This is a genomic window from Flavobacterium sp. DG1-102-2, from assembly GCF_033042555.1.
Taxonomy (GTDB): Bacteria; Bacteroidota; Bacteroidia; order Flavobacteriales; family Flavobacteriaceae; genus Flavobacterium.
This window is the reverse complement of the sequence record NZ_JAWLIK010000009.1, coordinates 25,342-49,946: the sequence shown is the minus strand read 5'-3', so window position 1 is coordinate 49,946 and position 24,605 is coordinate 25,342. Positions and strand designations below refer to the sequence as shown.

Annotated in this window: 21 protein-coding genes and 1 tRNA gene; 10 read left to right on the top strand and 12 right to left on the bottom strand. The window is 40.4% G+C overall.

Features of this window, described 5'->3' with window-relative positions:
* Positions 1 to 61: 61 nt before the first annotated feature.
* Positions 62 to 385: a ferredoxin gene (locus R1T16_RS13240; protein WP_317501592.1), complete on the top strand. Its 324-nt coding sequence runs from the start codon at positions 62 to 64 to the stop codon at positions 383 to 385.
* A 71-nt stretch (positions 386 to 456) separates the two neighbouring features.
* On the opposite strand, the gene R1T16_RS13235 is transcribed toward R1T16_RS13240, so the two are convergent.
* From R1T16_RS13235 to R1T16_RS13190, 10 genes are all read right to left on the bottom strand, one after another.
* Complete coding sequence (locus R1T16_RS13235) at positions 457 to 1,827, bottom strand: M43 family zinc metalloprotease (RefSeq protein ID WP_317501591.1); 1,371 nt, start codon at positions 1,825 to 1,827, stop codon at positions 457 to 459.
* Between the two features lie 134 nt (positions 1,828 to 1,961).
* Positions 1,962 to 2,642 carry a LytTR family DNA-binding domain-containing protein gene (locus R1T16_RS13230; protein WP_317501590.1) on the bottom strand — a complete coding sequence of 227 codons (681 nt, stop codon included), beginning with the start codon at positions 2,640 to 2,642 and terminating at the stop codon, positions 1,962 to 1,964.
* The gene (locus R1T16_RS13225) at positions 2,639 to 3,700 is read right to left on the bottom strand and encodes a sensor histidine kinase (RefSeq protein ID WP_317501589.1); all 1,062 of its coding nucleotides are present in this window, start codon (positions 3,698 to 3,700) and stop codon (positions 2,639 to 2,641) included. The genes R1T16_RS13230 and R1T16_RS13225 overlap by 4 nt, the downstream gene beginning before the upstream one ends.
* Before the next feature lie 137 nt (positions 3,701 to 3,837).
* The gene (locus R1T16_RS13220) at positions 3,838 to 5,862 is read right to left on the bottom strand and encodes a M43 family zinc metalloprotease (protein ID WP_317501588.1); all 2,025 of its coding nucleotides are present in this window, start codon (positions 5,860 to 5,862) and stop codon (positions 3,838 to 3,840) included.
* 182 nt (positions 5,863 to 6,044) lie between these two features.
* Entirely contained in the window at positions 6,045 to 8,078 is a 2,034-nt protein-coding gene (locus tag R1T16_RS13215) for a M43 family zinc metalloprotease (protein WP_317501587.1), read from the bottom strand.
* Between the two features lie 155 nt (positions 8,079 to 8,233).
* Positions 8,234 to 9,019 carry a DUF3050 domain-containing protein gene (locus tag R1T16_RS13210; protein WP_317501586.1) on the bottom strand — a complete coding sequence of 262 codons (786 nt, stop codon included), beginning with the start codon at positions 9,017 to 9,019 and terminating at the stop codon, positions 8,234 to 8,236.
* 258 nt (positions 9,020 to 9,277) lie between these two features.
* A complete protein-coding gene (locus R1T16_RS13205; protein WP_317501585.1) occupies positions 9,278 to 10,456 on the bottom strand; it encodes an acyl-CoA dehydrogenase family protein in 1,179 nt (392 codons plus the stop codon).
* Between the two features lie 152 nt (positions 10,457 to 10,608).
* Positions 10,609 to 11,313 (bottom strand): tRNA1(Val) (adenine(37)-N6)-methyltransferase, encoded by a 705-nt coding sequence (locus R1T16_RS13200; protein WP_317501584.1) that lies wholly within the window; start codon positions 11,311 to 11,313, stop codon positions 10,609 to 10,611.
* Between the two features lie 97 nt (positions 11,314 to 11,410).
* Positions 11,411 to 11,941 carry a ribosome maturation factor RimM gene (gene rimM, locus R1T16_RS13195; protein WP_317501583.1) on the bottom strand — a complete coding sequence of 177 codons (531 nt, stop codon included), beginning with the start codon at positions 11,939 to 11,941 and terminating at the stop codon, positions 11,411 to 11,413.
* A 17-nt stretch (positions 11,942 to 11,958) separates the two neighbouring features.
* On the bottom strand, positions 11,959 to 12,516 hold the full coding sequence (locus R1T16_RS13190) for a 30S ribosomal protein S16 (RefSeq protein WP_317501582.1): 558 nt from the start codon (positions 12,514 to 12,516) through the stop codon (positions 11,959 to 11,961).
* A gap of 228 nt (positions 12,517 to 12,744) precedes the next feature.
* Here R1T16_RS13190 and R1T16_RS13185 point away from each other — a divergent pair, with 228 nt between their 5' ends.
* The 5 genes from R1T16_RS13185 to R1T16_RS13165 all read left to right on the top strand — a co-directional run bounded on the left by R1T16_RS13185 (position 12,745) and on the right by R1T16_RS13165 (position 19,816).
* Entirely contained in the window at positions 12,745 to 13,254 is a 510-nt protein-coding gene (locus tag R1T16_RS13185) for a DUF6252 family protein (RefSeq protein WP_317501581.1), read from the top strand.
* Between the two features lie 163 nt (positions 13,255 to 13,417).
* Positions 13,418 to 13,798, top strand: a complete 381-nt coding sequence (locus tag R1T16_RS13180; RefSeq protein ID WP_317501580.1) for an RNA-binding protein — start codon at positions 13,418 to 13,420, stop codon at positions 13,796 to 13,798.
* Between the two features lie 211 nt (positions 13,799 to 14,009).
* Complete coding sequence (dnaE, locus tag R1T16_RS13175) at positions 14,010 to 18,509, top strand: DNA polymerase III subunit alpha (protein WP_317501579.1); 4,500 nt, start codon at positions 14,010 to 14,012, stop codon at positions 18,507 to 18,509.
* A gap of 118 nt (positions 18,510 to 18,627) precedes the next feature.
* Positions 18,628 to 18,948, top strand: coding sequence for a thioredoxin (trxA, locus tag R1T16_RS13170; protein WP_317501578.1), 321 nt, complete (start codon positions 18,628 to 18,630; stop codon positions 18,946 to 18,948).
* A 235-nt stretch (positions 18,949 to 19,183) separates the two neighbouring features.
* Positions 19,184 to 19,816, top strand: coding sequence for a TetR/AcrR family transcriptional regulator (locus R1T16_RS13165; protein WP_317501577.1), 633 nt, complete (start codon positions 19,184 to 19,186; stop codon positions 19,814 to 19,816).
* 3 nt (positions 19,817 to 19,819) lie between these two features.
* On the opposite strand, the gene R1T16_RS13160 is transcribed toward R1T16_RS13165, so the two are convergent.
* A complete protein-coding gene (locus R1T16_RS13160; RefSeq protein WP_317501576.1) occupies positions 19,820 to 20,179 on the bottom strand; it encodes a helix-turn-helix domain-containing protein in 360 nt (119 codons plus the stop codon).
* Between the two features lie 132 nt (positions 20,180 to 20,311).
* On the opposite strand from R1T16_RS13160, the gene R1T16_RS13155 reads away from it, so the two are divergent.
* The 4 genes from R1T16_RS13155 (at position 20,312) to R1T16_RS13140 (ending at position 24,330) form a co-directional block, all read left to right on the top strand.
* Positions 20,312 to 21,373: an NADH:flavin oxidoreductase gene (locus R1T16_RS13155; protein ID WP_317501575.1), complete on the top strand. Its 1,062-nt coding sequence runs from the start codon at positions 20,312 to 20,314 to the stop codon at positions 21,371 to 21,373.
* A 104-nt stretch (positions 21,374 to 21,477) separates the two neighbouring features.
* The gene (locus R1T16_RS13150) at positions 21,478 to 22,404 is read left to right on the top strand and encodes a DUF58 domain-containing protein (RefSeq protein WP_317501574.1); all 927 of its coding nucleotides are present in this window, start codon (positions 21,478 to 21,480) and stop codon (positions 22,402 to 22,404) included.
* A gap of 122 nt (positions 22,405 to 22,526) precedes the next feature.
* Positions 22,527 to 22,603 (top strand) — tRNA-Asp (locus tag R1T16_RS13145).
* A gap of 548 nt (positions 22,604 to 23,151) precedes the next feature.
* Positions 23,152 to 24,330: a site-specific integrase gene (locus tag R1T16_RS13140; RefSeq protein WP_317501573.1), complete on the top strand. Its 1,179-nt coding sequence runs from the start codon at positions 23,152 to 23,154 to the stop codon at positions 24,328 to 24,330.
* Here the strand turns inward: R1T16_RS13140 and R1T16_RS13135 are convergent.
* Entirely contained in the window at positions 24,291 to 24,524 is a 234-nt protein-coding gene (locus R1T16_RS13135; protein ID WP_317501572.1) for a helix-turn-helix transcriptional regulator, read from the bottom strand. The two genes, R1T16_RS13140 and R1T16_RS13135, sit on opposite strands and share 40 nt — an antisense overlap.
* Positions 24,525 to 24,605: the final 81 nt, after the last annotated feature.

Here is a 24,605-nt window from a genome sequence, read left to right as displayed (position 1 = left end):
TTTTTAAAAGTCATAAAGTCACGAGACTGTAAACTGACTATGGTAAACTATTAGCTAAAGAATGGATATTACAATAAAGATAACCGATCGCGAAGGTGTAACCCACGAAGTACAGGCACCTACAGATATGTCTATGAATATCATGGAACTTTGCAGGGCTTATGAGCTTGCTCCAGAAGGTACAATAGGCGTATGCGGCGGTATGGCTATGTGTGCATCGTGCCAGTGCTATGTGCTTAACGATGTTGAACTGCCCGAAATGGGTCCGGATGAAGACGCTATGCTTAGTGAAGCTTTTAATGTAAAGCCTAACAGCAGGCTGGGCTGCCAGATCGTAATACTTCCTGAACTGGAAGGGCTTGAGCTGGAATTAGCGCCGGAGTAAGAATACAGATTAGATAAATCAAAAAAGGCGTCCTGAATTTCAGGACGCCTTTTTTGTGGTTTTATATCAAATTAGTTCTTGATGAACTTGATTGTTTTTGTTTCTGCACCTTTATCTATTTTGATGAAATAGATACCGTTGCTGTAAGAAGATGTATCAACTGTCAGATTAGCATCTGAAGTAACTTTGGTGTTTGCTATAAGTTGTCCTATGCTGTTGTAGATAGTGTAAGTATCAGGCAGCTCTCCATTTTCTACAGTAATGTTCAGCACATTTTGCGTTGGGTTAGGATAAACTCTTGTGCCTAGCAGTAATTCACGATCAGGAGTAGAAAGTATTCCGCATACGCCAGAGGTAAGTAATGAAGCTCTTCTAGGGGCATTTGCAAGGATAACGTGCATCCTGTCTCTTTGATTTGCTGTAAATACGCTCATACAGCCGTCGTTAGAGTAATCCATATAATCCTGGTAAAGGTCAAATCCTGCTTGCGGGCAAGTGTCAGTACCTTCGCCCGGGCATCCTGTCGTTTGATTAATTTGAACGGGTGTGTCATTACAATAGTCAGTACCCTGGCAGTTTGTCTGGTCTCCCCATATATGTCTCAATCCAAGAAAATGTCCTATTTCGTGGGTAGTTGTTCTTCCCAGGTTATAAGGAGCATTTCCGTTAAGGCCGCTTACCTTTTGCGCACTACCAAAGTTTCTGTAATTAATTACAACACCATCGGTCGCTGCGTCTGTACTCATCCCGCCCTGTTGTAATCCCGGGATGTTATAATCCGGGAATTGTGCGTAACCAAGAAGGTTGCTGATTGATCCGCTCATAGCTACAGTCCATATATTAAGGTATTTTTCAGGATCCCATATTGTAGCCGATTTTAGTAAATCTATATCATCCTGGCTTGTGTATGCAGCAACGTTTGATGGTTGTCTGTCTATCCCGTTTGTTATATTACCTTCCGGATCTATTTTTGCAAGGCAGAATTGGATTTCTGTATCAACCCCGTCTTCTAAATTTGGGTCATTGCCGTTTGTGCCTTCCATTTTTCTGTAATCCTCATTCAATACGTCAATTTGAGACTGGATTTGTGCCACAGACAGATTTCGTCCGAAACCTTCAATCTCAGAGCTGCCATGTATTACGTGAACTACAACAGGAATGATCATTATCTCATTTCCTGATTTTTGGGTAGAAGGCCTTCCTTTTCTTTCTTCCAGTTTTTTAGCCATCCATTCTTCAAACTGGGCTTCGGTAGGAAGTTTAGGGTTGTTGTCTCTGCGAATAAATTCATATTCTCTTGAGGCACAATTTACAACTCCGTTTTCATTAGGAGTTAAAGGATATTTACCAAAACTCTTTGGTTTTTCCTGGGCGTTTGACGCCAATGCAGCCGTTAAGAGTATAGTTGTAGCTATACCATTAAAAGTAATTTTTCTTTTCATTTTTTTCGTAGCATTTATTGCGTGCAATATATTTAAAATCTGTTAATTACAGGCAATAAATTGATGGATTTTTAAAAATTTGTCGGAGTTGTTGTTTTTAGCAATGATATTTTTGATAAAATTAACTGTTAACACTAAAAGTGTTTGCTTATTTCATCTTTGTAGGTATCACCGATAGGGATAACAAATTCTTCGATTTGTATTGTCTTGTTGTATAGTGTCTTAACCTTCTTTATGGGTATTATGTACGATCTGTGTACCCTTATGAATAACGCTTCGGGTAATTTTTCTAACGTAGCTTTCATAGAAAGGCGTGCGGTAATTGATGATTTATTTTTCAAGTGGATCTTAATATAATCATCAAGGCCCTCAATAAGCATAATATCGTCAAAGTCTATGCGGTGAAGCTTATAATCAGCCCTTATTACCAGATGATTATGGCTAAGTATGTGGTTACGGCTCTGCATTTCTTTTTTTGCCCTTTCGGCAGCTTCTAAAAAGCGCTCCTGAGAAAAAGGCTTAAGCAGATAATCCAGTGCTTTTATATTGAATCCTTCTACAGCATATTCGCTATACGCAGTCGTGAAAATTACCATCACGTCAGAATCAAGCTGCTTGTAAAAATCGATGCCATTTTTACCGGGCATCTGGATATCAAGAAAAAGAAGGTCTACGGGATATTTTTTTATATGGCGCAATGCCTCATCTGTCTTAGTGAAAGTTTTTTCCAGTTGAATAAAGTCTGCCTGCCTGCAAAAATGCTCAATGATTTTTAATGCAAGGGGTTCGTCGTCTATAGCTATGGCCTTTATCATTCCAGAGTGATTAAAAGATTAACAGTAAATGTGTTTTCATCTTCAAAGATAATCAAATTATGCTTGTTTGGGTAGAGGTAGGCTAATCGCTGACGGGTATTTTCGATACCCTGCTCGGTTTTCTCGTCAGACGGCACCTGCACCGAAACTTTACTGTTTTTTACATTAAGGGCAATGTCATGGGCAGTGATATCTATCTTTATCTCAATGTCTGATTTTTCTTCGGGGTTGATACCGTATTTAAATGCATTTTCTATGAAGGGGATAAGGGTAAGCGGAGAGATGCTTTTGCCAAGGGGATTGCCGGTTATAACGAACGAAAATGCAGTAGCTGAATCCATACGAAGCTGTTGTAAGCTTATAAAGTTTTTCACATACTCGATCTCTTTCTCAAGAGATACCTGATCGCGGCTGCTCTCTGTAACTACATACCGCATCATCGACGAAAGCTTCAGGACGGCCTGTGGCGCTGCATCAGATTTTTCAAGTGTAAGTGCGTAAACACTGTTTAACGTGTTAAACAAAAAGTGCGGATTTATCTGTGCCTTTAAGTATGCTACTTCTGCCTTTAGTTTTTCGTTCTGTATGTGTACTAACCGCTGGTTTATCTTTAAAAGATAACCAAGAACCAGTACTAATAAAAAAGTAAATAACGAACTGTTTTGGCCCATTGGAGGTATATTGGCAATGGGGCCTCCGCCCGTAGGCATAAACATAACGGCGCCTGCATCACCAGGAGGCAATGGCATTTGCCCTGTTTGCGAGTGTATCAATATAGCAGGTACTGTCGCCACAACAAAATAGGCAGTAATTATACAGCAAAAATAAAGAAACTGTTTTTTTGAAAAATACAATTTGGGCAGCAGGAACAGGTAATTGGCGTAAAAGAAAAGCAGCAGCAATATGTAGCTCAAAAATATCCTTTTAAAAGGCGCAACATCAAATAAATGCCGTGCAGTATTAAAATCAGGCGATGAAAACACAGGGATGCTTATAAAGAGAAGGCTTCCTAATATGTATAGTATGTAAACAGGTGTTTTTTTATTTGGTAACTGCATAATACCATCAAAGTTATCTATAAATAAGAAATTGCTTTAACTTATGAGGTAAACGGGCAATTTGTTGCGGTAAACTTTTAAGGGAACAAAAAAAAAGCCTCCGTTATGGAGGCCTTTATGTTTAAATACACATACAGTTATTGTTTAATAAACTGCAGCGTTGTTGTTGAACCTCCTTTAGCAAGCTTAACAAAGTAGACACCGTTTGCATATTTCGCTACATCTACAGATTGTGTTTCCGCAGTAACTTTTCCGCTGTCAATAACCTGACCTAAACTGTTGTATACGGTATAGCTCTCAGGCATGTTTGCAGCATCTGCACTTATGTTAAGAATGTTGTTTGCAGGGTTAGGGTATAAGGTAATAGTGTGTGCCTTAACTACCTCATGATTGCTAAGAACAGCATCAATAGCAAACATTTTCTGATCGGTTTGAGTGAAGTTACCACCTTCGGTGATCACTACGCCCTCGTTAGTCTCTATCTTGTAGTAGCCATTTCCGGAATTACAGCACATTCCATCTGCTCCAAAGTCAATTATAAAGAATGCATAGCAGTCGTCTACAGATACAGGAACATCTGTAACATGAAGTTCGTTATCACCGTAAAATTCGCTCTGGCCAATATTGTCAATGTTTATATTACCTGCAATGATGTTGTCCTCATCGCCTTCTCTTGCAATAAACCATAATGTTTGGTCTCCGTTGTCATCTGTCTGGATCGATACCTTAAGGCTGCTTGTAGTAAATAAACCTGAAACATCTATTGAAAGCGATTTAGAGCTGTTGTTTGGTGCAACGTCTGCGGTGCCATTTACAGTAACAATATTTGCACTAAGTATGTGCTGTCCTGCGGTTAATGTCATCGCAGGAAGTTCTATAGTAGCAGATGCGCCCGCAGCGAGTGACCCTGTCCAGTTGTATGTTACTGCAGGCTGGCTATCCAGCTGGTAAGATATAGAGGCAGAAGTTAACACACTGCTTCCTGAGTTAGTAAGCACTAATTCCGGCTCAACAGCTGTTTCACCACACTCAAGGTCAACCGGGTTTATTTGCAGCGATCCGTCATTTTCAAGAACGATGCCCGGCGTACATCCTACAGAAGTTATAAGCGAATGTCTTCTTGGCGAATTCTCAAGAACCGCCTGCATCCTGTCTTTTTGATTAAGTGTAAAGATATTTACGCAGGCATCATCTGTATAAGCCATGTAATTCTCGATCATGTCTAAAAGATCGTCATCGGTACATGTGTCAAGCCCAGTCTGGCAGCCATAATTTGGCCCAAGCATTGGCGGCGTATCTGCACAGTAGTCTGTAGCAGAACAATCTTCGCCATCTCCCCAAATATGCCTTAAGCCAAAAAAGTGCCCCACTTCGTGAGATGCAGACCTTCCCAGATTTCTTGCTTCGTCATATTCCCCCTGAGGATATTTTTCTTCAGACCCTACATAACGGTGGCCAAGTGCCACACCGTCTGTATTTGCTTCTGACGGCAATCCATCTTCTTCAAGACCGTCAAGTCCGGAATCTGTAGGGAACTGTGCATATCCTGCAAGCCCGATAAGTTCGTCAAATACCCAAATGTTCAGGTATTTTTCAGGATCCCATTGCGTTTGCGTCTTTATAACTTCTGCCTGTTCCATGCTCCATCCGTCGCCGTTTCCAAGCTGGTAACGTACTATACCTGTAGAGAGAACTCCGTCCGGATCCTGCTGGGCAAGGCAAAAATTAATTTCCATGTCACCGCCTACAGCGCTTTCGTTATGACCGTTAGATCCTTCAAGCCTTCTGTAATCTTCATTTAGCACGTCAATCTGAGAGATTATCTGCCCATCGGCGATATTCTCTGCAACGCCTATTGGGCTTCCGTTATGAATAATATGGAATACAACAGGAATAGTTACAATTGCATTGCTGTTTTTTTGTATCCTGGCTTTTTTTGCAGCGGCGACCTTAGGGGCAATCCACTGTTCAAATTTTTCTGTGCTGTTTCTTGCCGGATTTTTTTTCTTTAATAAGGTTTCGTACTGTACCGTAGCACAAGGAACAGTCTCTATTGCCTTACCAAATTTTTTAGCTGCTGTTGGTTTTTGCTGTGCACTTGCCGCAAGGGAAAGCATACCTGCAAAAACAAACAGGGAAGCCTTAAAGGTAAATTTCTTCATGAATGTTTTTTAAAATGGTTCATTGATCTTTTTATTAGACTATTACTGACTAATATTGTTACAAAACAATATAAAAAAAGCCAAAGTAAAAAGTTGTAGCTGTTAAAACCTTTAGGAGTTAGATATAAAGCAACAAAAAGCCCATGCATCCGCATGGGCTTTAAAAAGTACGCTTATATACCTTAGTATTTAATAAACTGAAGTGTTTGAGAAGCGCTGCCTTTAGCGAGCTTTACAAAGTATACACCGTCAGTATAACCTGCAATGTCCAGCGACTGAAGTGCAGTATTAATTTTTCCGCTGTCTATTACCTGGCCAAGGCTATTATAAATGGTATAGCCTTCAGGTGTATTTGCGGCATCGGTAGTGGCAATGTTAAGAATGTTATTTGCAGGGTTAGGATATAAAACAGTTGCGTTAAGACCTCTTTGTACATCTTTGTTCCCAAGAAGTACATTTACCCCAAACGGAACAACATCTATAACGTCGATGTCTTCGCCGTCAAGCTGCTTGATAAGTGTATTGTCGGTCGTTTCCAATGTATAATAACCGCCCGGCATTCCGTCCTGCCCGTTGTCAATAATGGCAAAAAGGTAGCATGAATTGCTGTTTACTGCAATTTCCTCTTCGATAAGCACTCCGCCCGGCGTATCCTCATAAAGGGTTCCAAACCCTACTGTGTTTTGGTCAGAATCCATTAAAATCCACGTTATATCAGATGCTTTCTCGTCTGTCTGGATGGTAATTTTAACCGTATCTGTATTGTAAATAGATTCCGCAGGAATAGTGTCAAATGTAAAATCGTTAGCCCTGCTGTTGTTAGATGCCAATGCATCTGCACCACCGTTTACAGCAGCTATGGTTACACTAAATGAATGATCGCCTTCTGCAACAGATAGCTGGGGAAGAATTATCCTTTCATCTGTACCCGGTGTAAGTGTTCCGCTCCAGTTGTATGTTACGGCTTGTCCGCCGTCAATGCTGTAGTTTATCACGGCAGAAGTAATATCGTTTGTACCTCTGTTAGCAAAAGCGATTACCGGAGAAAATGCATTGCTGCAATTAGTGTTAAATGGTAACAGGTAAACAGCTCCGTCATTATCAAGCGACGCAGTACCCGGTATAAGGCTGTCTGCGGTAGGTAATGTTTTTCTTCGTGGCGAATTTGCCAATACAGCCTGCATCCTGTCTTTTTGATCTGCAGTAAATGTGTTAAGGCAGGCATCTTCAGTATAATCCATGTAGTTTTCTATCATGTCTGCACCGTCACTTTCAGGGCATGAGTCAAGCCCGGTCATACAGCCATAATTTGCCATAAATGCAAGAGGTGTATCGTCACAGTAGTCTGTTCCTGTACAGCCTACAGTATCACCCCATATATGCCTTAAGCCAAAAAAGTGGCCTATCTCGTGGCTGGCAACTCTTCCCATGTTCCTTGTTTCTTCGAAAGGCCCGTCCGGGGCATAATTTTCAGAGCCTACAAATCTTGATCCTAAAGCAATACCATCTGTATTGGCTGTAGATGTTTGGCCATCAAGGCCATCAAGCTGCGAACCTACAGGGAACTGTGCATACCCCGAAAGCCATCCGCCGCTAACAACAATTTCGTCTACTACCCAAACGTTAAGGTATTTCTCAGGATCCCATTGTGTTTGCGGTTTTAAGAGCTCAACCTCTTCCATAAGCCATCCGTTATCGTCGCCTATGTTGTAACGCACAATACCGTTGCTTGGCAGCCCGTTAGGAGTGCGCTGTGCAAGTGCAAACTCAATTTCCATGTCTGCGCCCACAGGATTTTCGTTAAAACCCGGAGTATTTGCAGCTTTCCTGTAGTCTTCATTTAATACCTGGATTTGAGAAAGTATGCGAGCTTCAGACAGGTTTTCGTTTTCTCCTACTGCATCGCCATTATGAATGATGTGGAATACTACCGGGATGGTTACTATCTCGTTAGTCCCATTGCCATCTTTTTTGATCCTGTTTGCTTTTGCTTTAGCCACTTTAGGCGCAAGCCATTGCTCAAACTGCTCTTTAGATGCTCTTTTAGGGTTGTTTTCTTCTAAGTGCTTTTCATACTCTGTCGTTCCACAGTTTTTAGAAGCTGTAATAAATGGTTTTCCAAATTTTTTTGTGCCAGCAGGCTGCTGTGCATTTGCCGTAAGGGCAAACATTCCGGTTAAAAGCAGGAATGAGACCTTGAAGGTAAATTTTTTCATTTGTACTCTTTTAATGTTGATTGTTAAGATTAGACTTACGGATATTGATTTTGTTACAAGTCTAATTGAAAAAATCCAAATAAAAAAGGGCAAATGGTATAAAGTACCTTTTGTAGGTTATATGACTAAAAAAACCGGCATAAGCCGGTTAACTATTATATTGATGCCATATCGGGCTGCAATATATTTTCTTCTATCGCATTCCACAGGCCTATCCTTTTTTCAAGGGCAAGAACAGATATTTCTTCTACCTCTTTCCATTTTTGAGCATCTTGGCCGCAAAGTTCTTCTATCATCTGCATGGCCATTGGCCCGTGCTCATCTGCATCAAGTTCTATGTGCCTTTCAAAATAATAGATCAGCTTGCTAAGATCAGTTTCAGGAAAATTCTCCTGAAAATTTCTCAGGATCTCTGTAAACATTGAAGGTATAAGGTCTTCACGGCCAAAGGTGAAGGCAGCCGCAATTTCGTGCGGTTTTCCCTGCTCAATTACCTGGAATGTAAAATCCATGAATGCTTTTATGTCTTCATGCAGGTTGCTTGTCCTTATAGATACAAAGATATTTTGGGTAGACTCTACGTCTTCAAGAAATGCTTGTATGGCCGTAACATCTGCGCCGCAGGCCTTCATGGCATCTACATACATTTCATAATGGCTTTGCCTTTTGCCTTCATTGTTAATATCTGTTTCTTCGGCAAGTACAATCTCATTTATAAGATAACGAATCTCCGGGTTGCCTACAGGCAGCCATGGGGTAGACGTACAGGTTAGCTTTGACTGTAACGCTTTAAGCAGCGACATGAAATCCCAAACGGCATATACGTGCCCTTCAAGAAAATGTCTTAAATCTTCTACGGATTTTACTTTTCCATATAGTGAGTGTTGTAGCAGTAGTTCCTTTTGGGGGCGAATACTACTGTTGATAGTAGCGGTGTTCATAGCGGTAATTTTTTCAAAATTAAAAAAGCTGCGGCATTATACTTAGCTTTTTATATTGATATTCTCGATACAAAAATAGTGCCTTTTTATTAGTGCCTTTTATTTTGTAAACGCAAAATTCAAATAAATATTGAACGCAGCTCTTATAACCATATACGTTTTATGCGCCGCAAAGGTTTTCAGTTAATAACTTTAAAACAAAAGCGCGGCAAATACCTGCCGCGCTTCGTGAATATAATTTGAGTAAGTTGCTGTTTCTTATTTAAATGCAGCGTGGCCTGTAATGTCCATACCTGTAATAAGCAGGTGTATATCGTGAGTACCTTCGTAAGTGATAACACTTTCTAAGTTCATCATGTGGCGCATTATAGAGTATTCGCCTGTAATACCCATACCGCCTAATATCTGGCGTGCCTCGCGTGCTATGTTTATAGCCATGTCCACATTGTTACGCTTTGCCATAGAAATTTGTGCCGATGTTGCTTTGCCTTCGTTTCTAAGAACGCCAAGCCTCCATGTAAGCAGCTGCGCTTTTGTGATCTCAGTAATCATCTCGGCAAGTTTCTTTTGCTGAAGCTGTGTTGCTGCAATTGGCTTGTCAAACTGTATACGCTCCTGTGCATAACGAAGTGCCGTATCATAGCAGTCCATTGCTGCCCCTATAGCGCCCCATGCAATACCGTAACGTGCCGAATCAAGACAGCCAAGCGGCGCACCAAGGCCTGATTTGTTAGGCAGCAGGTTTTCTTTGGGAACTTTTACATTATCAAAAATAAGCTCGCCGGTAGCCGAAGCCCTAAGCGACCATTTGTTGTGCGTTTCAGGAGTTGTAAAGCCTTCCATGCCACGCTCAACAATAAGCCCGTGTATACGGACTTTTTCGTCTTTTGCCCAAACTACAGCGATATCTGCAAATGGTGCATTAGAAATCCACATCTTAGCACCGTTTAAAAGATAATGGTCACCCATATCTTTAAAGTTGGTGATCATACCGCTTGGGTTAGAGCCAAAATCAGGCTCTGTAAGGCCAAAACATCCCATAAATTCGCCTGAAGCTAATTTAGGAAGGTATTTTATTCTCTGCTCTTCGTTACCATACTTCCATATAGGATACATAACAAGAGATGATTGTACTGATGCAGTAGAACGAACACCGCTGTCGCCGCGCTCTATTTCCTGCATGATAAGTCCGTACGAAATCTGGTCAAGGCCTGCGCCGCCATATTCTTCGGGGATATAAGGGCCAAAAGCGCCTATGTCTGCCAGACCTTTAATGATCTGTTCAGGAAACTGGGCTTTTTGGGCATAGTCTTCTATAATAGGAGAAACTTCGCGCTTAACCCATTCGCGGGCAGCGTCGCGTACCATTTTGTGTTCGTCAGACAATAGTTCGTCTAATAAGTAATAATCAGGGGCCTGAAATAGATCCGGTTTCATTTGCTATAATTTTAAACAGGGCAAAAGTAACTAAGTATTCTAACAAAACCGCAAAAAAATGTTGTATTTTTTAAAACTAAATCGTTTTCGCGAAAACAGCTTAATATAATTTGCTATGCAGGTGAAAAGAGATTAGAAAAGGAAAAGAGCGATTACATCTTTAAATAGAAATCCTGCGTTAGCAAAATATACTCATCGGTATATTTGTGGCGTTCCAGTTCTATGGTCAGCTCATCTATGGCAGTTTCTTTTTTAAAGCGGCTAAAAGCAATAAGACTGCGTTTAACTTCGGTAGCTGGAGTTCCTTTTACGTGTGTAATCTTAAAAGGATAAAGTTCGTCTTGCTTTGCAAGAGCAATTAATTTTTCTTCTTCCTTAAAAGGAATGATTACAGCAAGCACGCCATGTTCTGACAATAGTAGTGCAGATGCCTCAATAAGGTCTTCAAAGGGAAGCGATTCCGTAAAGCGGGCTTTGTCGCGCTGTTCGTCGCCCGAAAAATACCCATCGGTATAAAAAGGAGGGTTAGAAACTATCAGGTCGTATTCATCTTCGGGTTCGTCCATAAATTCGTCAAGTCCTGCATGGTAGCAAAACAACCTGTCACCCCAAGGCGAATTCTCAAAATTATCTACTGCCTGCTCATAAGCATCATCGTCAATTTCAATACCGTCAATCTGTTCGGCATGGCTGCGCTGTGCAAGCATCAAAGCGATAAGGCCGGTGCCTGCGCCAATGTCCAGTATGCTGAAAGGCTTATGATCTACGGGAGCCCATGCACCAAGCAAAACACCATCTGTACCTACTTTCATGGCACATTTATCCTGCTGAATAGAAAATTGCTTGAACTGAAACATTTTTAGACTGGAGTATTGAGTAATGAGATTTGAGACAGGAGATGATAGAAAATAGTTAAGCTAACTGACAACCATCAATTGGCAGCCGATAACCAAACTATATATTAAGGTACATTTCAACAAGCCCTTCAGGCGTGTCAAGCACTACCTTTTTGTTTTCACGGTCTATCTTAACGATAAAGTCGTCAATCATTGGGACAAGGATTTCTGTTTCTCCTTTAAGTATTTCAAAAAGCGGCTGTGCAGAACTGTCGTTTATAGATACGATCTTGCCTATGTTGCCCAGGCGCTGGTCTTCGGCATCAAAGCCAATAACCTCATGGAAATAAAATTTATTGCCTTCCAGTTTAGGAAGTGCAGAAAGTGGAAGGTAAACCGCATTGCCCATTATAGCATCGGCATCGTCTTCGTTGTCGATGTCTTCAAAACGGGTCCTTAAAAAGTCACCCTTGTGCAGTGACGATGAAACAATAAAAAATGGAACCAGGTGTTTGTTTTGTTCAACAAACACCGATTCCATGTTTTCATACAACTCAGGCTCATCCGTATCTAACCAGATAAGGACTTCACCCTTGTAGCTAAATTTTTTAGCGATTTTACCTAAATAGAAACAATCTTCTTTACGCATATACCGCTGTACAAAAATTAAGCTTGAGTTTCTTCGTTGTTTTCTTCAGTAGCTTCCGTTGCAGCTTCTTCAGCAGGAGCTTCTTCTTCAGCTGCAGGAGTTGCAGCAGCGATAGCGTCAGCTTCAGCTTGTTTAGCAGCAGCAATACGGTCTGCGTTAACTTTCTGTTCAGCAGCAAATGCTTTAGCTTTAGCATCAGCTTCAGCTTTAGAAAGTCCTTGTTTTTTTGCATCAACTTTTCCGGCTTTCTCATCAAGCCACTGTGCTAGTTTAGCATCAGCCTGCTCCTGAGTAAGTGCACCTTTACGCACACCTCCGTCAAGGTGGTGTTTAAGTAAAGCACCTTTGTAAGAAAGGATAGCTTTTGCAGTATCTGTAGGCTGAGCTCCGTTATGAAGCCATTGTACAGCGCTGTCAAGATTTAGATCTATCGTTGCAGGGTTTGTGTTTGGATTGTAAGTTCCTAGTTTCTCAAGGAATTTACCATCTCTTTTAGAGCGGCTGTCAGCTGCTACTACCCAGTAAAAAGGTTTTCCTTTTTTACCGTGTCTTTGTAATCTGATTTTTACAGGCATAATCTTTAGATTAATGTGAGGTTCCCGACCTCGTTAAAATTAGGGTGCAAATATATAAAAGATTACTATACAAACTGAAGTAAATGCTATATTTATGATTTGTTACCCTGAATTTTATCACGTTTTTTAATTTTTATTGTGATTTCTTTTATTTTGATTAGGATATATTCTATAAAAAACTATTTTTGTCGTTGTAAAATTTGATTGACCCTTTCTAACTATTTAATAATGAAAAAAATTTTATCACTTTTAGTATTGCTGGTAGCGTTCGCCTCGTGTGAAGAAGATGTAAAATTCAACACCCCGGCGGTGCAGGCTTTTAGAGGTAATACAGATGGTACTTCTGATATATGGAAAGCCAGGGAATTTTCTGCGGTCAAGTCTGGAAATTCTGTGATAGTTACAGCTAAGAATGATGTTGAGACAATAGTATTAAGGATCAATAATCCTGTTCCGGGAGAAACTGAGGGGTCTATACATCCGCTAGGGGTAGACGAGCTTAATAAAGCTACATATGCACTATCTGTAGACGGTATCGATCAGTTTTACCAAACGGGTACAAATATAGGAGACGGTCAGATCCAGATAAGAAGGACGCTTGATAACAATATTAATGCTACAGATGGTAAGGGTTATATATCTGGAACATTTTATTTTAACGCTAAAAACGATGCCGGTGAAACCGTTAACTACCATTCGGGAGTTTTTTATAAGGTGCCGATCGTTGCAATACAATAAATTACAAATAGTTTGAAATATAGTAAACCGCCTTTTGGGCGGTTTTTTATTACCTTTTTGTGCGTGAACTCTTAAATTTGTATTAAAAAAAAATAATAAGTTGTTTTATAACTAAATAAGGTTACATTTGTAAGAAGTATAAACACCGAACAAATTTTTTTTTATGAACATATTCGTAGGGAGCCTTCCATTTAGTTTAGAGGAGGCAGATTTAAGAGAGTCTTTTGAGGCTTATGGAGCTGTAGAATCTGTAAAGATTATTACAGATAAATTTACAGGCAGAAGTAAAGGTTTTGGCTTCGTAGAGATGTCAAACGACGACGAGGCTCAAAAAGCTATCGACGAACTTAACGGTGCTACTGTAGCTGGAAGGACTATTGTTGTAAACAAGTCTGAGCCAAGACCGGAAGGTGAAAGAAGAACTTTCAACAACAACCGCAGCGGTGGTGGAGGTTTCAACAGAGACAACAACCGTAGTGGTGGAGGTTTCAACAGAGACAACAACCGTGGTGGTGGAGATTACAACCGTGGAGGTCGTTACTAAAAAATAGATATTTACAAGTACAATATATATTTTATCCCGGCTCATTTTTATGAGCCGGGATTTTTTATGCGTTATACGTAACGCTGGATTTTAACAAACGGATTGTTTATAACTTATTGTAACCTTGTTTTTAAAAATCGTATTTTTGGGGTGCATGCTATTACGTGCGTGCATCAAACAAAAAACTTTCTCTAAAAATCCCTAAGTTGGTATGTACCTGATATTTGACACTGAAACAACCGGATTACCCAAACGCTGGGACGCCCCCATTACCGACACAGACAACTGGCCGCGCTGTATACAGATAGCATGGCAGCTGCATGATGAGATGGGCAGGCTGATAGAACATCAGGATTATATGGTAAAGCCCGATGGCTTTAATATTCCGTATGATGCTGAGCGCATTCACGGTATTTCTACAGAGCTTGCCGCTGAACAGGGAATAGACCTTGGTGAGGTATTGGAGAAATTCAACATTGCGCTCTCTAAATCAAAATTCATAGTTGGGCAGAATGTAGGCTTTGATGTTAACATCATGGGCTCTGAATTTTACCGTATGGGTGTAGAAAGCCCTATGGCAGCCATGAAGGTGCTGGATACCTGTACTGAAATTACCGCAGATTTATTAAAACTTCCCGGAGGACGTGGGGGCCGTTTTAAACTACCTACGCTTACCGAGCTGCACCAATACCTTTTTAACGAACCGTTTGCCGAAGCCCACAATGCTACTGCCGACGTTGAGGCCACTACACGTTGTTTTCTTGAACTTGTAAAAAGGCAGATATTCACGCCGCAGGAGCTTGATGTTGAGTCAGGATACTACAATGAATTTGCAGTAGCAAATCCGCAGCCGATACAGCTTATCGGTTTAAAGCATATTAACCTTAAGCAAGCTTCAGAAGAGGTGCGCAAGCACCTTGAGAAACTGAAATCTGCCGAGGCTGTACCTACCCACACTACGGGCGAGGTACATAATATACAGGATGTAGATTTTGTACACCTGCATAACCATACACAGTTTTCTGTACTGCAGTCTACTATTTCGGTACCGGATCTTGTAAAGGCTGCTGCCAAATATAAGATGCCTGCTGTTGCCATGACCGATCACGGTAACATGATGGGGGCCTTTCACTTTGTGAGCAATGTGCTTAACCATAACAAAGCTGCCGAAGCAAAAAACAAGACTGCCGTAGAAAACGGGGAAGAACCTACGGAGGTTATAATGAAACCTATTGTGGGGGTAGAATTCTTTGTGTGCGAAGACCACAAAGATAAATCCAGAAAAGATAACGGTTATCAGGTGGTGTTGATGGCCAAGAACAAAAAAGGCTATCATAACCTGGCAAAAATGTCGTCTATTGCCTTTACAGCCGGTTTCTATTACGTGCCGCGTATCGACAAAAAAGTTATAGAACAATATAAAGAAGATATTATTGTATTGTCGGGTAACTTGTATGGCGAGATACCGAATAAGATATTAAACATTGGTGAGAACCAGGCAGAGGAAGCTTTGCTGTGGTGGAAAGATATGTTTGGCGATGACTTCTATATGGAGGTGATGCGCCACGGGCAGGAAGACGAGAACCGTGTTAACCAAACCCTTATTTCATTGGCGCGTAAGCATGATGTTAAACTGGTAGCTACCAATAACACCTATTATGTAGATAAGGAAAACTCGCATGCGCATGATATTTTATTGTGTGTAAAAGATGGCGAGAAACAGGCAACACCTATAGGCCGTGGCCGTGGTTTCCGTTACGGGCTTCCTAATACCGAATACTATTTTAAATCGGGTGATGAGATGAAGCAGCTCTTTAAAGACCTGCCGGAAGCTATTGCCAATATTCAGCAGATAGTAGATAAAGTAGAGATATACTCCTTATACAGGGATGTACTGCTTCCTAAATTTGATATTCCTGAAGAATTTGTTAATCCGGAGGATGAAACTGATGGAGGCAAACGGGGAGAGAACAGTTATTTGAGGGATCTTACTTATAAAGGTGCAAAGATAAGATATGGAGAAATTACCGATGATATACGCGAACGCCTTGATTTTGAGTTAAAGACCATTGAGAACAGTGGTTACCCGGGATATTTTCTTATTGTACAGGATTTTATCGCCGAAGCCCGCAACATGGGGGTATCGGTGGGGCCGGGAAGGGGATCTGCTGCGGGATCTGCAGTAGCGTACTGCCTTTGGATCACCAATATTGACCCGATTAAGTACGACCTGCTTTTTGAGCGTTTCCTTAATCCTGACCGTGTATCCATGCCCGATATTGATATCGACTTTGATGACGAGGGGCGAGGAAGCGTAATGGATTACGTTATTAATAAATATGGCTCAAGCCAGGTGGCACAGATTATTACCTACGGTACCATGGCGGCAAAATCGTCTATACGTGATACTGCTAGGGTACTGGATCTTCCATTGTTTGAAGCCGATAAAATTGCTAAGCTTATTCCTAACCTTAAGCTGGCAAAAATATTTTCTCTTGATGCTAATGCGCTTAAAAGTGCATTGCGTGCAGAGGAATATGAAAAGGTTGTAGAACTTATTGCCATGGCCGATGGCGGCGACCTTACCGGTGAGACCATCCAGCAGGCAAAAGTGCTTGAAGGATCGCTGCGCAATACGGGTATCCACGCTTGTGGTGTAATTATTACACCCGATGATATTACGAATTTCGTTCCGGTATCGCTGGCAAAAGACTCCGACCTATATGTTACCCAGTTTGATAACTCGGTGGTCGAGAGCGCCGGACTCCTTAAGATGGACTTTTTGGGTCTGAAGACCCTAACCCTGATCAAGGATACTGTTAAGCTGGTAAAATACAAGCATGATATAGACCTCGACCCTGAGTCGTTCCCTATAGACGATGTAAAGACGTACGAGCTCTTTCAGCGCGGTGAGACTGTAGGGGTGTTCCAGTATGAGTCGCCCGGTATGCAAAAGTACATGAAGGACCTTAAGCCAACTGTATTTGCCGACCTTATTGCCATGAACGCGCTGTACCGTCCGGGACCGCTGGAGTATATCCCGAGTTTCGTTCGCAGGAAAAATGGCGAGGAAGAAATAAAATATGACCTTGATGCCTGCGAGGAATACCTAAAGGAAACCTATGGTATTACCGTATACCAGGAGCAGGTGATGCTGCTGTCGCAAAAGCTGGCGGGCTTTACTAAAGGTGAGGCCGACGTTTTGCGTAAAGCGATGGGTAAAAAACAAAAAGACGTACTGGATAAGATGAAACCTAAATTTGTAGCCCAGGCTGCAGAAAAAGGACATGATGCCAAAGTACTCGAAAAGATATGGAAAGACTGGGAGGCGTTTGCAAGTTACGCCTTCAACAAGTCGCACTCTACCTGTTATGCGTGGGTAGCCTATCAAACGGCTTACCTGAAAGCGCACTATCCGGCAGAGTATATGGCGGCTGTACTTTCTAACAACATGAACGACATCAAACAGGTTACCTTTTTCATGGAAGAATGTAAACGTATGGGCTTAGAGGTTCTTGGCCCTGATGTTAATGAGTCGTTTTATAAATTTACTGTAAACGACCGTGGCGCTGTACGTTTTGGTATGGGGGCTATTAAAGGTGTAGGGGCAGGAGCTGTTGAGACTATTGTTGAAAACAGGAAAGAAGCAACTTATAAATCTATATTTGATCTTGCGAAGCGTATTGATCTGCGCGCTGCCAACAAAAAAGCATTTGAAAACCTTGCCCTTGCAGGAGGGTTTGACTGTTTTGCGGCCACACACAGGGCGCAATATTTTCACATGGATTCCAGCGAGAATATATCGTTTCTTGAAAAGGCGATGCGCTATGGTTCTAAATTCCAGGAGAATGAAAATTCGTCTCAGGTAAGCCTTTTTGGAGAGGCAAGCGAAGTACAGATTCCGGAGCCGGTTGTGCCTCCATGCGAAGAGTGGAGCACTATGGAAAAACTGGCTAAAGAGAAAGAGGTGGTAGGTATCTATATATCAGGCCATCCGTTGGATGACTATAAATTTGAGATGAAATATTTTTGTAATGCAAAACTTGAGGCGCTTAAAAACCTTGAGCAGCACGTTACAAAGAATTTAAGCTTTGGTGGTATAATATCAAACGTGCAGCACAGGGTAGCCAAAAATGGCAAAGGCTGGGCGTCGTTTATGCTTGAGGGCTATGATGAGAGTTACGAGTTCAGGATATATGGCGAAGAGTATCTTAAATTCAGGCATTTCCTTATAGGCAATAATTTTACCTTTATGAAAGTGCTTGTAAAGGAGGGCTGGACCAATGCCGAAGGTAAAAAGGGCGAGCCAAGGCTGCAGTTTATAGCCATACAATACCTTCAGGATGTGTTAACCACTTTTGCGAAAAAGCTTATTATACAGTTTAATATTGCCGAGCTTCAGGATCAGGTTATTGAAACCCTAAATGAAATCTTTCGGAACAATACCGGCGATAATACCGTAACGTTTGAAGTAATGGAGTTGCAAAAGATTATGCGAAAAGTAGAAATTGCCGCTGCGCCGCCTGTTAAAGAAATAACTGAAGATTCCGACGAGCTGGATGCAGAGGTTAATGAGCCTGTTATAAGCGAAGTAGAAGATATTCAGGTAGTGACCAAGCTGATAATGCCAAGCAGGAAGCTCAAAGTAAAGATTAGTAACGAGTTATTGCAGGAACTGGAAAAACTTCAGGTAAATTTTAAACTGAATTAAATTTCCTAATAAACTGACTCTATAGGGGTATAGGTAAAACTAATACATCTTTAACAGAAATATTAATATAAATATGTAAATTTGTTACCTAAAGTTAATCTAAAAAAGAAAATATATAATGGCACAAGCAATAACAGATGCTACTTTTGAAGAAGTGGTATTAAAATCAGACAAACCGGTATTAGTAGATTTTTGGGCAGCATGGTGTGGACCTTGTCGTATGGTAGGTCCAATCATCGACGAGATCAATACAGAGTACGAAGGTAAAGCTGTAGTTGGTAAAGTAGATGTAGATGCTAACCAGGAATTTGCAGCTAAATATGGTGTGAGAAACATCCCAACCGTACTTGTTTTCCAAAATGGAGAAGTTGTAGGCCGCCAGGTAGGTGTTGCTCCTAAAAAAACATACACTGACGCTATTGATGCTTTATTATCATAAGTAAGCATTTAAAATAGAAAAAGCCCACTTTATTTAAAGTGGGCTTTTTTATTGGTAATTGGTTTGTGTTTTTAAAAAGTGCAATTGCACTTTTTAATGCAGCATCAGGTAATCATGATGTTGTGCCTTTTGATGTAAATTACCGTTCGGTTTTTTTGATTTGATTGCGCAAATATAGTCAAAGTCACTAAATAGTGACTTTATAATAGCTATTTTTGTTTTATAATTTTATGGCATGGAAGAGCAGGCTAAAAAAACGCAGGAAAGAAATAAGGAGAAAAGTAAGCAGCGATTCCTTGCAGCTGTTGGAAAACTCCTTAAAACAAAAGGATTTTCGGCGCTAAAGGTTAATGATATAGCTGCTGCTGCGGGCCTGGATAAAAAGCTTATCTATAAATATTTTGGCGGAAAAGACCAGCTTATAGATGAGTATCTGGTATCTATAGATTTTTGGAGCAACATAAAAGAAGGCGATGCCCCACCGGTAATTACCGATGGCGGGCAGGAATTTGTAAAACAGATGCTGTTACAGCAGTTTGACTATGTTGGCACTAATGAAGAATTCCAGAAGATACTTTTATGGGGGCTTTCTGAAAAAAGAAAATCACTTCAAAATCTGGCCGATGAACGCGAAGTAGCGGGTGAGCTACTGCTTCAAAATATAACCGATCCGTTTTTTGGCGCTAAGGCGGTAAATTTTCGCGCCAGCATGGCAATAATTATTTCCGGGATATATTACCTTAATATGTATTCTAATTCCAGCAACAGTACTTTTTGCGGCATAGATCCTGCAAAAGAGGATGGAAAAGAGTCTTTAAAAACAGCTCTGTCAGGTCTGGTGGATATGATCTATAAGGATAGTGAATAGAGTTTAACCTACACTTTCAATTTCTTCTTTTTCGGCTATTTTTTGTTCGTAGTGCTTATTGTCCCATTTGGCAAGGTCAACAATAATAGGAACAAGAGAGCGTCCTTTATCGGTAAGGTTATATTCTACCCTTGGCGGTAATTCTTTAAATTCTTCTCTGGTTAAAATACCATCAGCTTCCAGTTCTTTTAAGGAAGAGGTGAGCACCTTTTTAGATATCGTACCTATAGAAGCATGCAGCTGTCCAAAACGAGCCTTACGGCTGCGAAGGGCATATATTATTACAGGTTTCCATCGCGATCCCATGATCGCCATAGTACGGTGCATGGGGCATTCGGCATATCTAAAAACATCATTTTTCAAATCAGGTTACTTTAGGGTTACCACTATATACTATTAATGGTTACAAATGTAAACTATTATGAGTTACTTTGTGACACTAAAATGATAAATATCAGATGAACAGGCTTCATCGTAATAAAACTAAATTACACTATGAATTTTGATGCTCTTTTTCAGCCCTTCCAATACAAAGGCTTAAACCTGAAGAACAGGTTTGTTATGGCTCCAATGACAAGAACTTTTTCGCCTGACGGTGTGCCTACACAGTTCGTTGCCGATTATTATGCCCGCAGGGCAGCAGCCGAAGTTGGTTTGATCATTACTGAAGGCACGGTTATAAACCGCCCGTCGGCTAAGAATCAAAAGGATATTCCTGATTTTTATGGGGATGCAGCCTTGAATGCATGGGGTAAAGTTGTACAGGATGTACACGCTGCCCACGGTAAGATTGCACCGCAGTTATGGCACGTAGGCAATACACCGTACGGATGGGAAGCTCCTGCTCCGTTTGAAAGCCCGGATGCAATGACACTAAAAGATATTGAAGATACTATAAAAGCATTTGCAGATGCGGCCCGCAATGCTAAGGCATTAGGTTTTGATGCTTTTGAAATACATGGTGCGCACGGGTATCTTATAGACCAGTTCTTTTGGGAAGTTACTAATAACCGTACCGACGAATATGGAGGTAAGACCATTAAAGAAAGAAGCCGTTTTGCAGTAGATGTGGTCAAGGCAATGAGAGAAGCTGTAGGTCCCGATATGGTTATAATCCTTCGTGTTTCACAATGGAAACAACAGGATTATGGTGTTAAGCTGGCATCTGACCCATCAGAGATGGAAGATTGGCTGCAGCCATTGGTAGAAGCCGGTATTGATATTTTTCATGCTTCGCAACGCAGGTATTGGGAAAGCGAATTTGACGGCAGCGACCTTAATTTTGCCGGATGGATCAAGAAAGTAACGGGTCAGCCTACCATTACAGTAGGTTCTGTAGGTTTATCTACCGATGTTATGGAGCTGTTTACAAAAGGCGGCGGATCTGAAACGGCAGAGATGAGTGAGATGCTTCGCCGTTTTGAGCGTGGCGATTTTGACTTGGTTGCCATAGGTCGTGCACTGCTTCAGGATCCTGAATGGGTGCAAAAGGTAAAGATGAAACGTTTTGACGAACTTAAAGCATTTGATACTGCCAGTCTTCAGCAATTGTATTAATAAATTATTTAGGTAATAAACAAACCTGTATAGCGAACGCTGTACGGGTTTTTGTATTTATAATCTGTTAGTATAATTTATGTCAATTGCTTACATTTGGAATTATGAAGTTAGAAGGACAATTAGAAAAAATATCGAGCTTTTCGCATCTTGAGTTGTTGGCCAACCAAATTGTGGAGGGTTTCATTTCGGGTATGCATAAGAGTCCGTTTCACGGATTCTCTTCAGAATTTGCAGAGCATAAGGTGTATAATCCCGGTGAAAGCACCAGGCATATAGACTGGAAGCTGTTTGCCCGTACCGACAGGTTGTATACCAAGCGTTATGAAGAAGAAACAAACCTGAGGTGCCATATCATTATAGACAATTCATCGTCTATGCACTACCCTAAGCTTAAGCAAGGGCAGCAGTTTTATGAAAATAAGATAGGATTTTCGGTTTTAGCGTCTGCGGTATTGATGGAGCTGCTAAAGCACCAGCGCGATGCCGTAGGGCTTAGTGTGTATTCAGACACTTACGAGTTCTATGCGCCGGAGAAAGGCAGCGGAAGACACCACAGGATGCTTTTAAACAAACTTGAGGGTGTGCTGGAATCGCCGGGGCAGAGCAAAGCTACTGATACGACGACATTTTTGCATCAGATAGCGCAAAAGATGCACCGCCGCTCTATGATCATATTATTTACAGATATGTTTCAGCCGGGCAATGATGAAGCGCTGTTTAATGCGTTGCAGCATTTAAAGCACAACAAGCATAAAGTGGTATTATTTCATGTAATGGATAAGAAAACGGAGTTCAGTTTTGATTTTGATAACGCCCCAAGGAAGTTTATTGATGTAGAATCGGGCGAAGAAGTGAACCTTTTTGCAGAAAATGTAAAGTCGGAGTATGAAAAATTAGTGAATGCCTACTTTAAAAAGGTAGAAGAAACTTGCATGTTGTACCGAATTAAGTATGTTCCGGTTTCTGTTGATGAAAAATTTGAAAAAATATTAACGACATACCTCGTTGAGAAACAAAAGTTTGGCTAACGTTAAGAGAAAAACATCAAAAAAAATTTTCTGAACACTTGCAAATCTCAAAAAGAGCCGTATATTTGCACTCGTAATAATGAAACAAACAACGGCAACGTTAAGACATCATTAGAAACGCTGGTTTGGTAGTTCAGTTGGTTAGAATACATGCCTGTCACGCATGGGGTCGCGGGTTCGAGTCCCGTCCAGACCGCCAGTAAAGGAGAAACAGCCTCGCAGATATGCGGGGCTTTTTTCGCCTAAAATATTTACGATAGTTGTGTTGTTTACGCTATACTGCTGTATAGCACGGTTTAGTAGTTAGACCGAATGAGAAGCTTTCCATTTAATTGGAGGGCTTTTTTGATTTAATACCTTTTCGTTTTCTTAAAAAAAAGGCATATATCTTTTCCCTTTATTGCTTTGGTTCGCCTATTCTTATACCCCTATTAATACCCCCGTTTTTTTATGAATCCCTTTGTTTATAAGGTTTGGTAAATTTTGTTTACTTCTTTCGTCTTTTGTTGCTTATAAGGAGTTGTAATTATAACAAAAGCCGTATCTATTGTGATTCGTTATGTTTAGCTATTTTTTATTTGTTGTAAATATAACACCAGTTCAATATCTTTTTATTGTTAGTTGTCATTAAATCAATTAGTTGAATTTTATTTTGTAAGAAAAAATTTATAATTTAGTACTGAAAAATACGACTTGAAATTTCGCTTCCCGGAGTTACTAGAAGTATTAATTCTAATTTTTATTACAATGAAAAACGATTATTACAATGTTAGGGCTGATATAAGAACTGACAAGAAAAGAAAAGATGGATACTACCCAATTTATCTATTTGTTTACTGTAGCGGTGTTACTCAGAAGCTGTCTTTAGCTGAATACATTCCAAAAAATATTTGGGATAAGGAAAAGGAACGTGTAAATGCAAAGGGTTATGGTAATGTTAATAGTATCATTCTTCAGAAGAAAAATGATGTTCTAAATTTTATTAGAAAGTGCTTAGCGGAAGGAAATAATGTGAGTCAGAAGGATATTACTAATTACTGGAACGGTAAGGCTGATCGTGAAGTTGATTTTTATAAGTTCTATGCTTCTTTTTGTCAAAGCCACTTTAAAAAAATAAAGCCTGCGACCCAATCTCATTATAGAACTTTAGAAAAGAAGCTAAAAATGTATAGCCCGAAGCTGAAGTTTAAGGATATAAATTATGTTTTTACCGAAGGGTTTAAAGAATTTCTTGAAGATACTGGAAGTGGGACTTATAATATGATTAAGTTTTTGAAAACTACTCTTGACCAAGCGATGAAGTTGAAATTACTTACCGATGACTCTTGGCGTGAAACTTCGGCTAAAAGCCCTGAAGGGGAAAGAGTATTTTTAACACCAGCCGAAGTTAAAAGGATTCATGAGCTTAAATTGTATGAATTTGATAAAAGATTAAGTGAATCAAGGGACTTCTTCTTGTTCTGTTGTTATTCAGGGTTGAGGTATAGTGATGCTAATAATCTAACGCACGATAACTATAAAGAAGGTATGCTATGTTTTAATCATCAGAAAACTGGAAATAGACAGGAAACGCCTATGACGATTGAAGCTAAATTGATTTTTTATAAGTATTTAGAAAAAGCAAAACCCCAAGAGAAAATTTTACCTGATATTTGTAACCAGACGTTAAATCTTGATTTGAAAGTTTTGGCTAAGGAAGCTAAGATTAATAAAAATCTGACCTCTCATGTCGGGCGTCATACTTTTGCTGTAACCCTCTTAGGTAATAATGTAAATCCTTTTAATATTACTTATCTTATGGGGCATAAAAAGCTAAATCAATCCTTTAGTTATACCCACATAATGCCTGAAAATTTAAGAGGTGTTGTTAAGAATGTGTCCTTTGGTCAAAGCCCTTTGAAGAACTCTTCCAAGGATAAATCGTGAATTGCTAAAATTCTAAGGAGGGTTTTAAGAGTGATGTTCTTCCCGGCTTCTACTCTCCAATACTGAACGCGGTTAAGCTCGTGTTCGAAGGCGAAGGTTTCATGACTAGTGAAGCCTTTTTCTTTGCGTAGTGTTTTTATCTTTTCAGCAATGGCTAGAATTTTATCGTCGAATACTGTATCTGTAGTTTCCATAGGCTGAAATTGCGTATTTATCCGCTTTTATGTTACCTACTAATAACGAACCGTATTAATTATCCCTATTTAAATAGGATT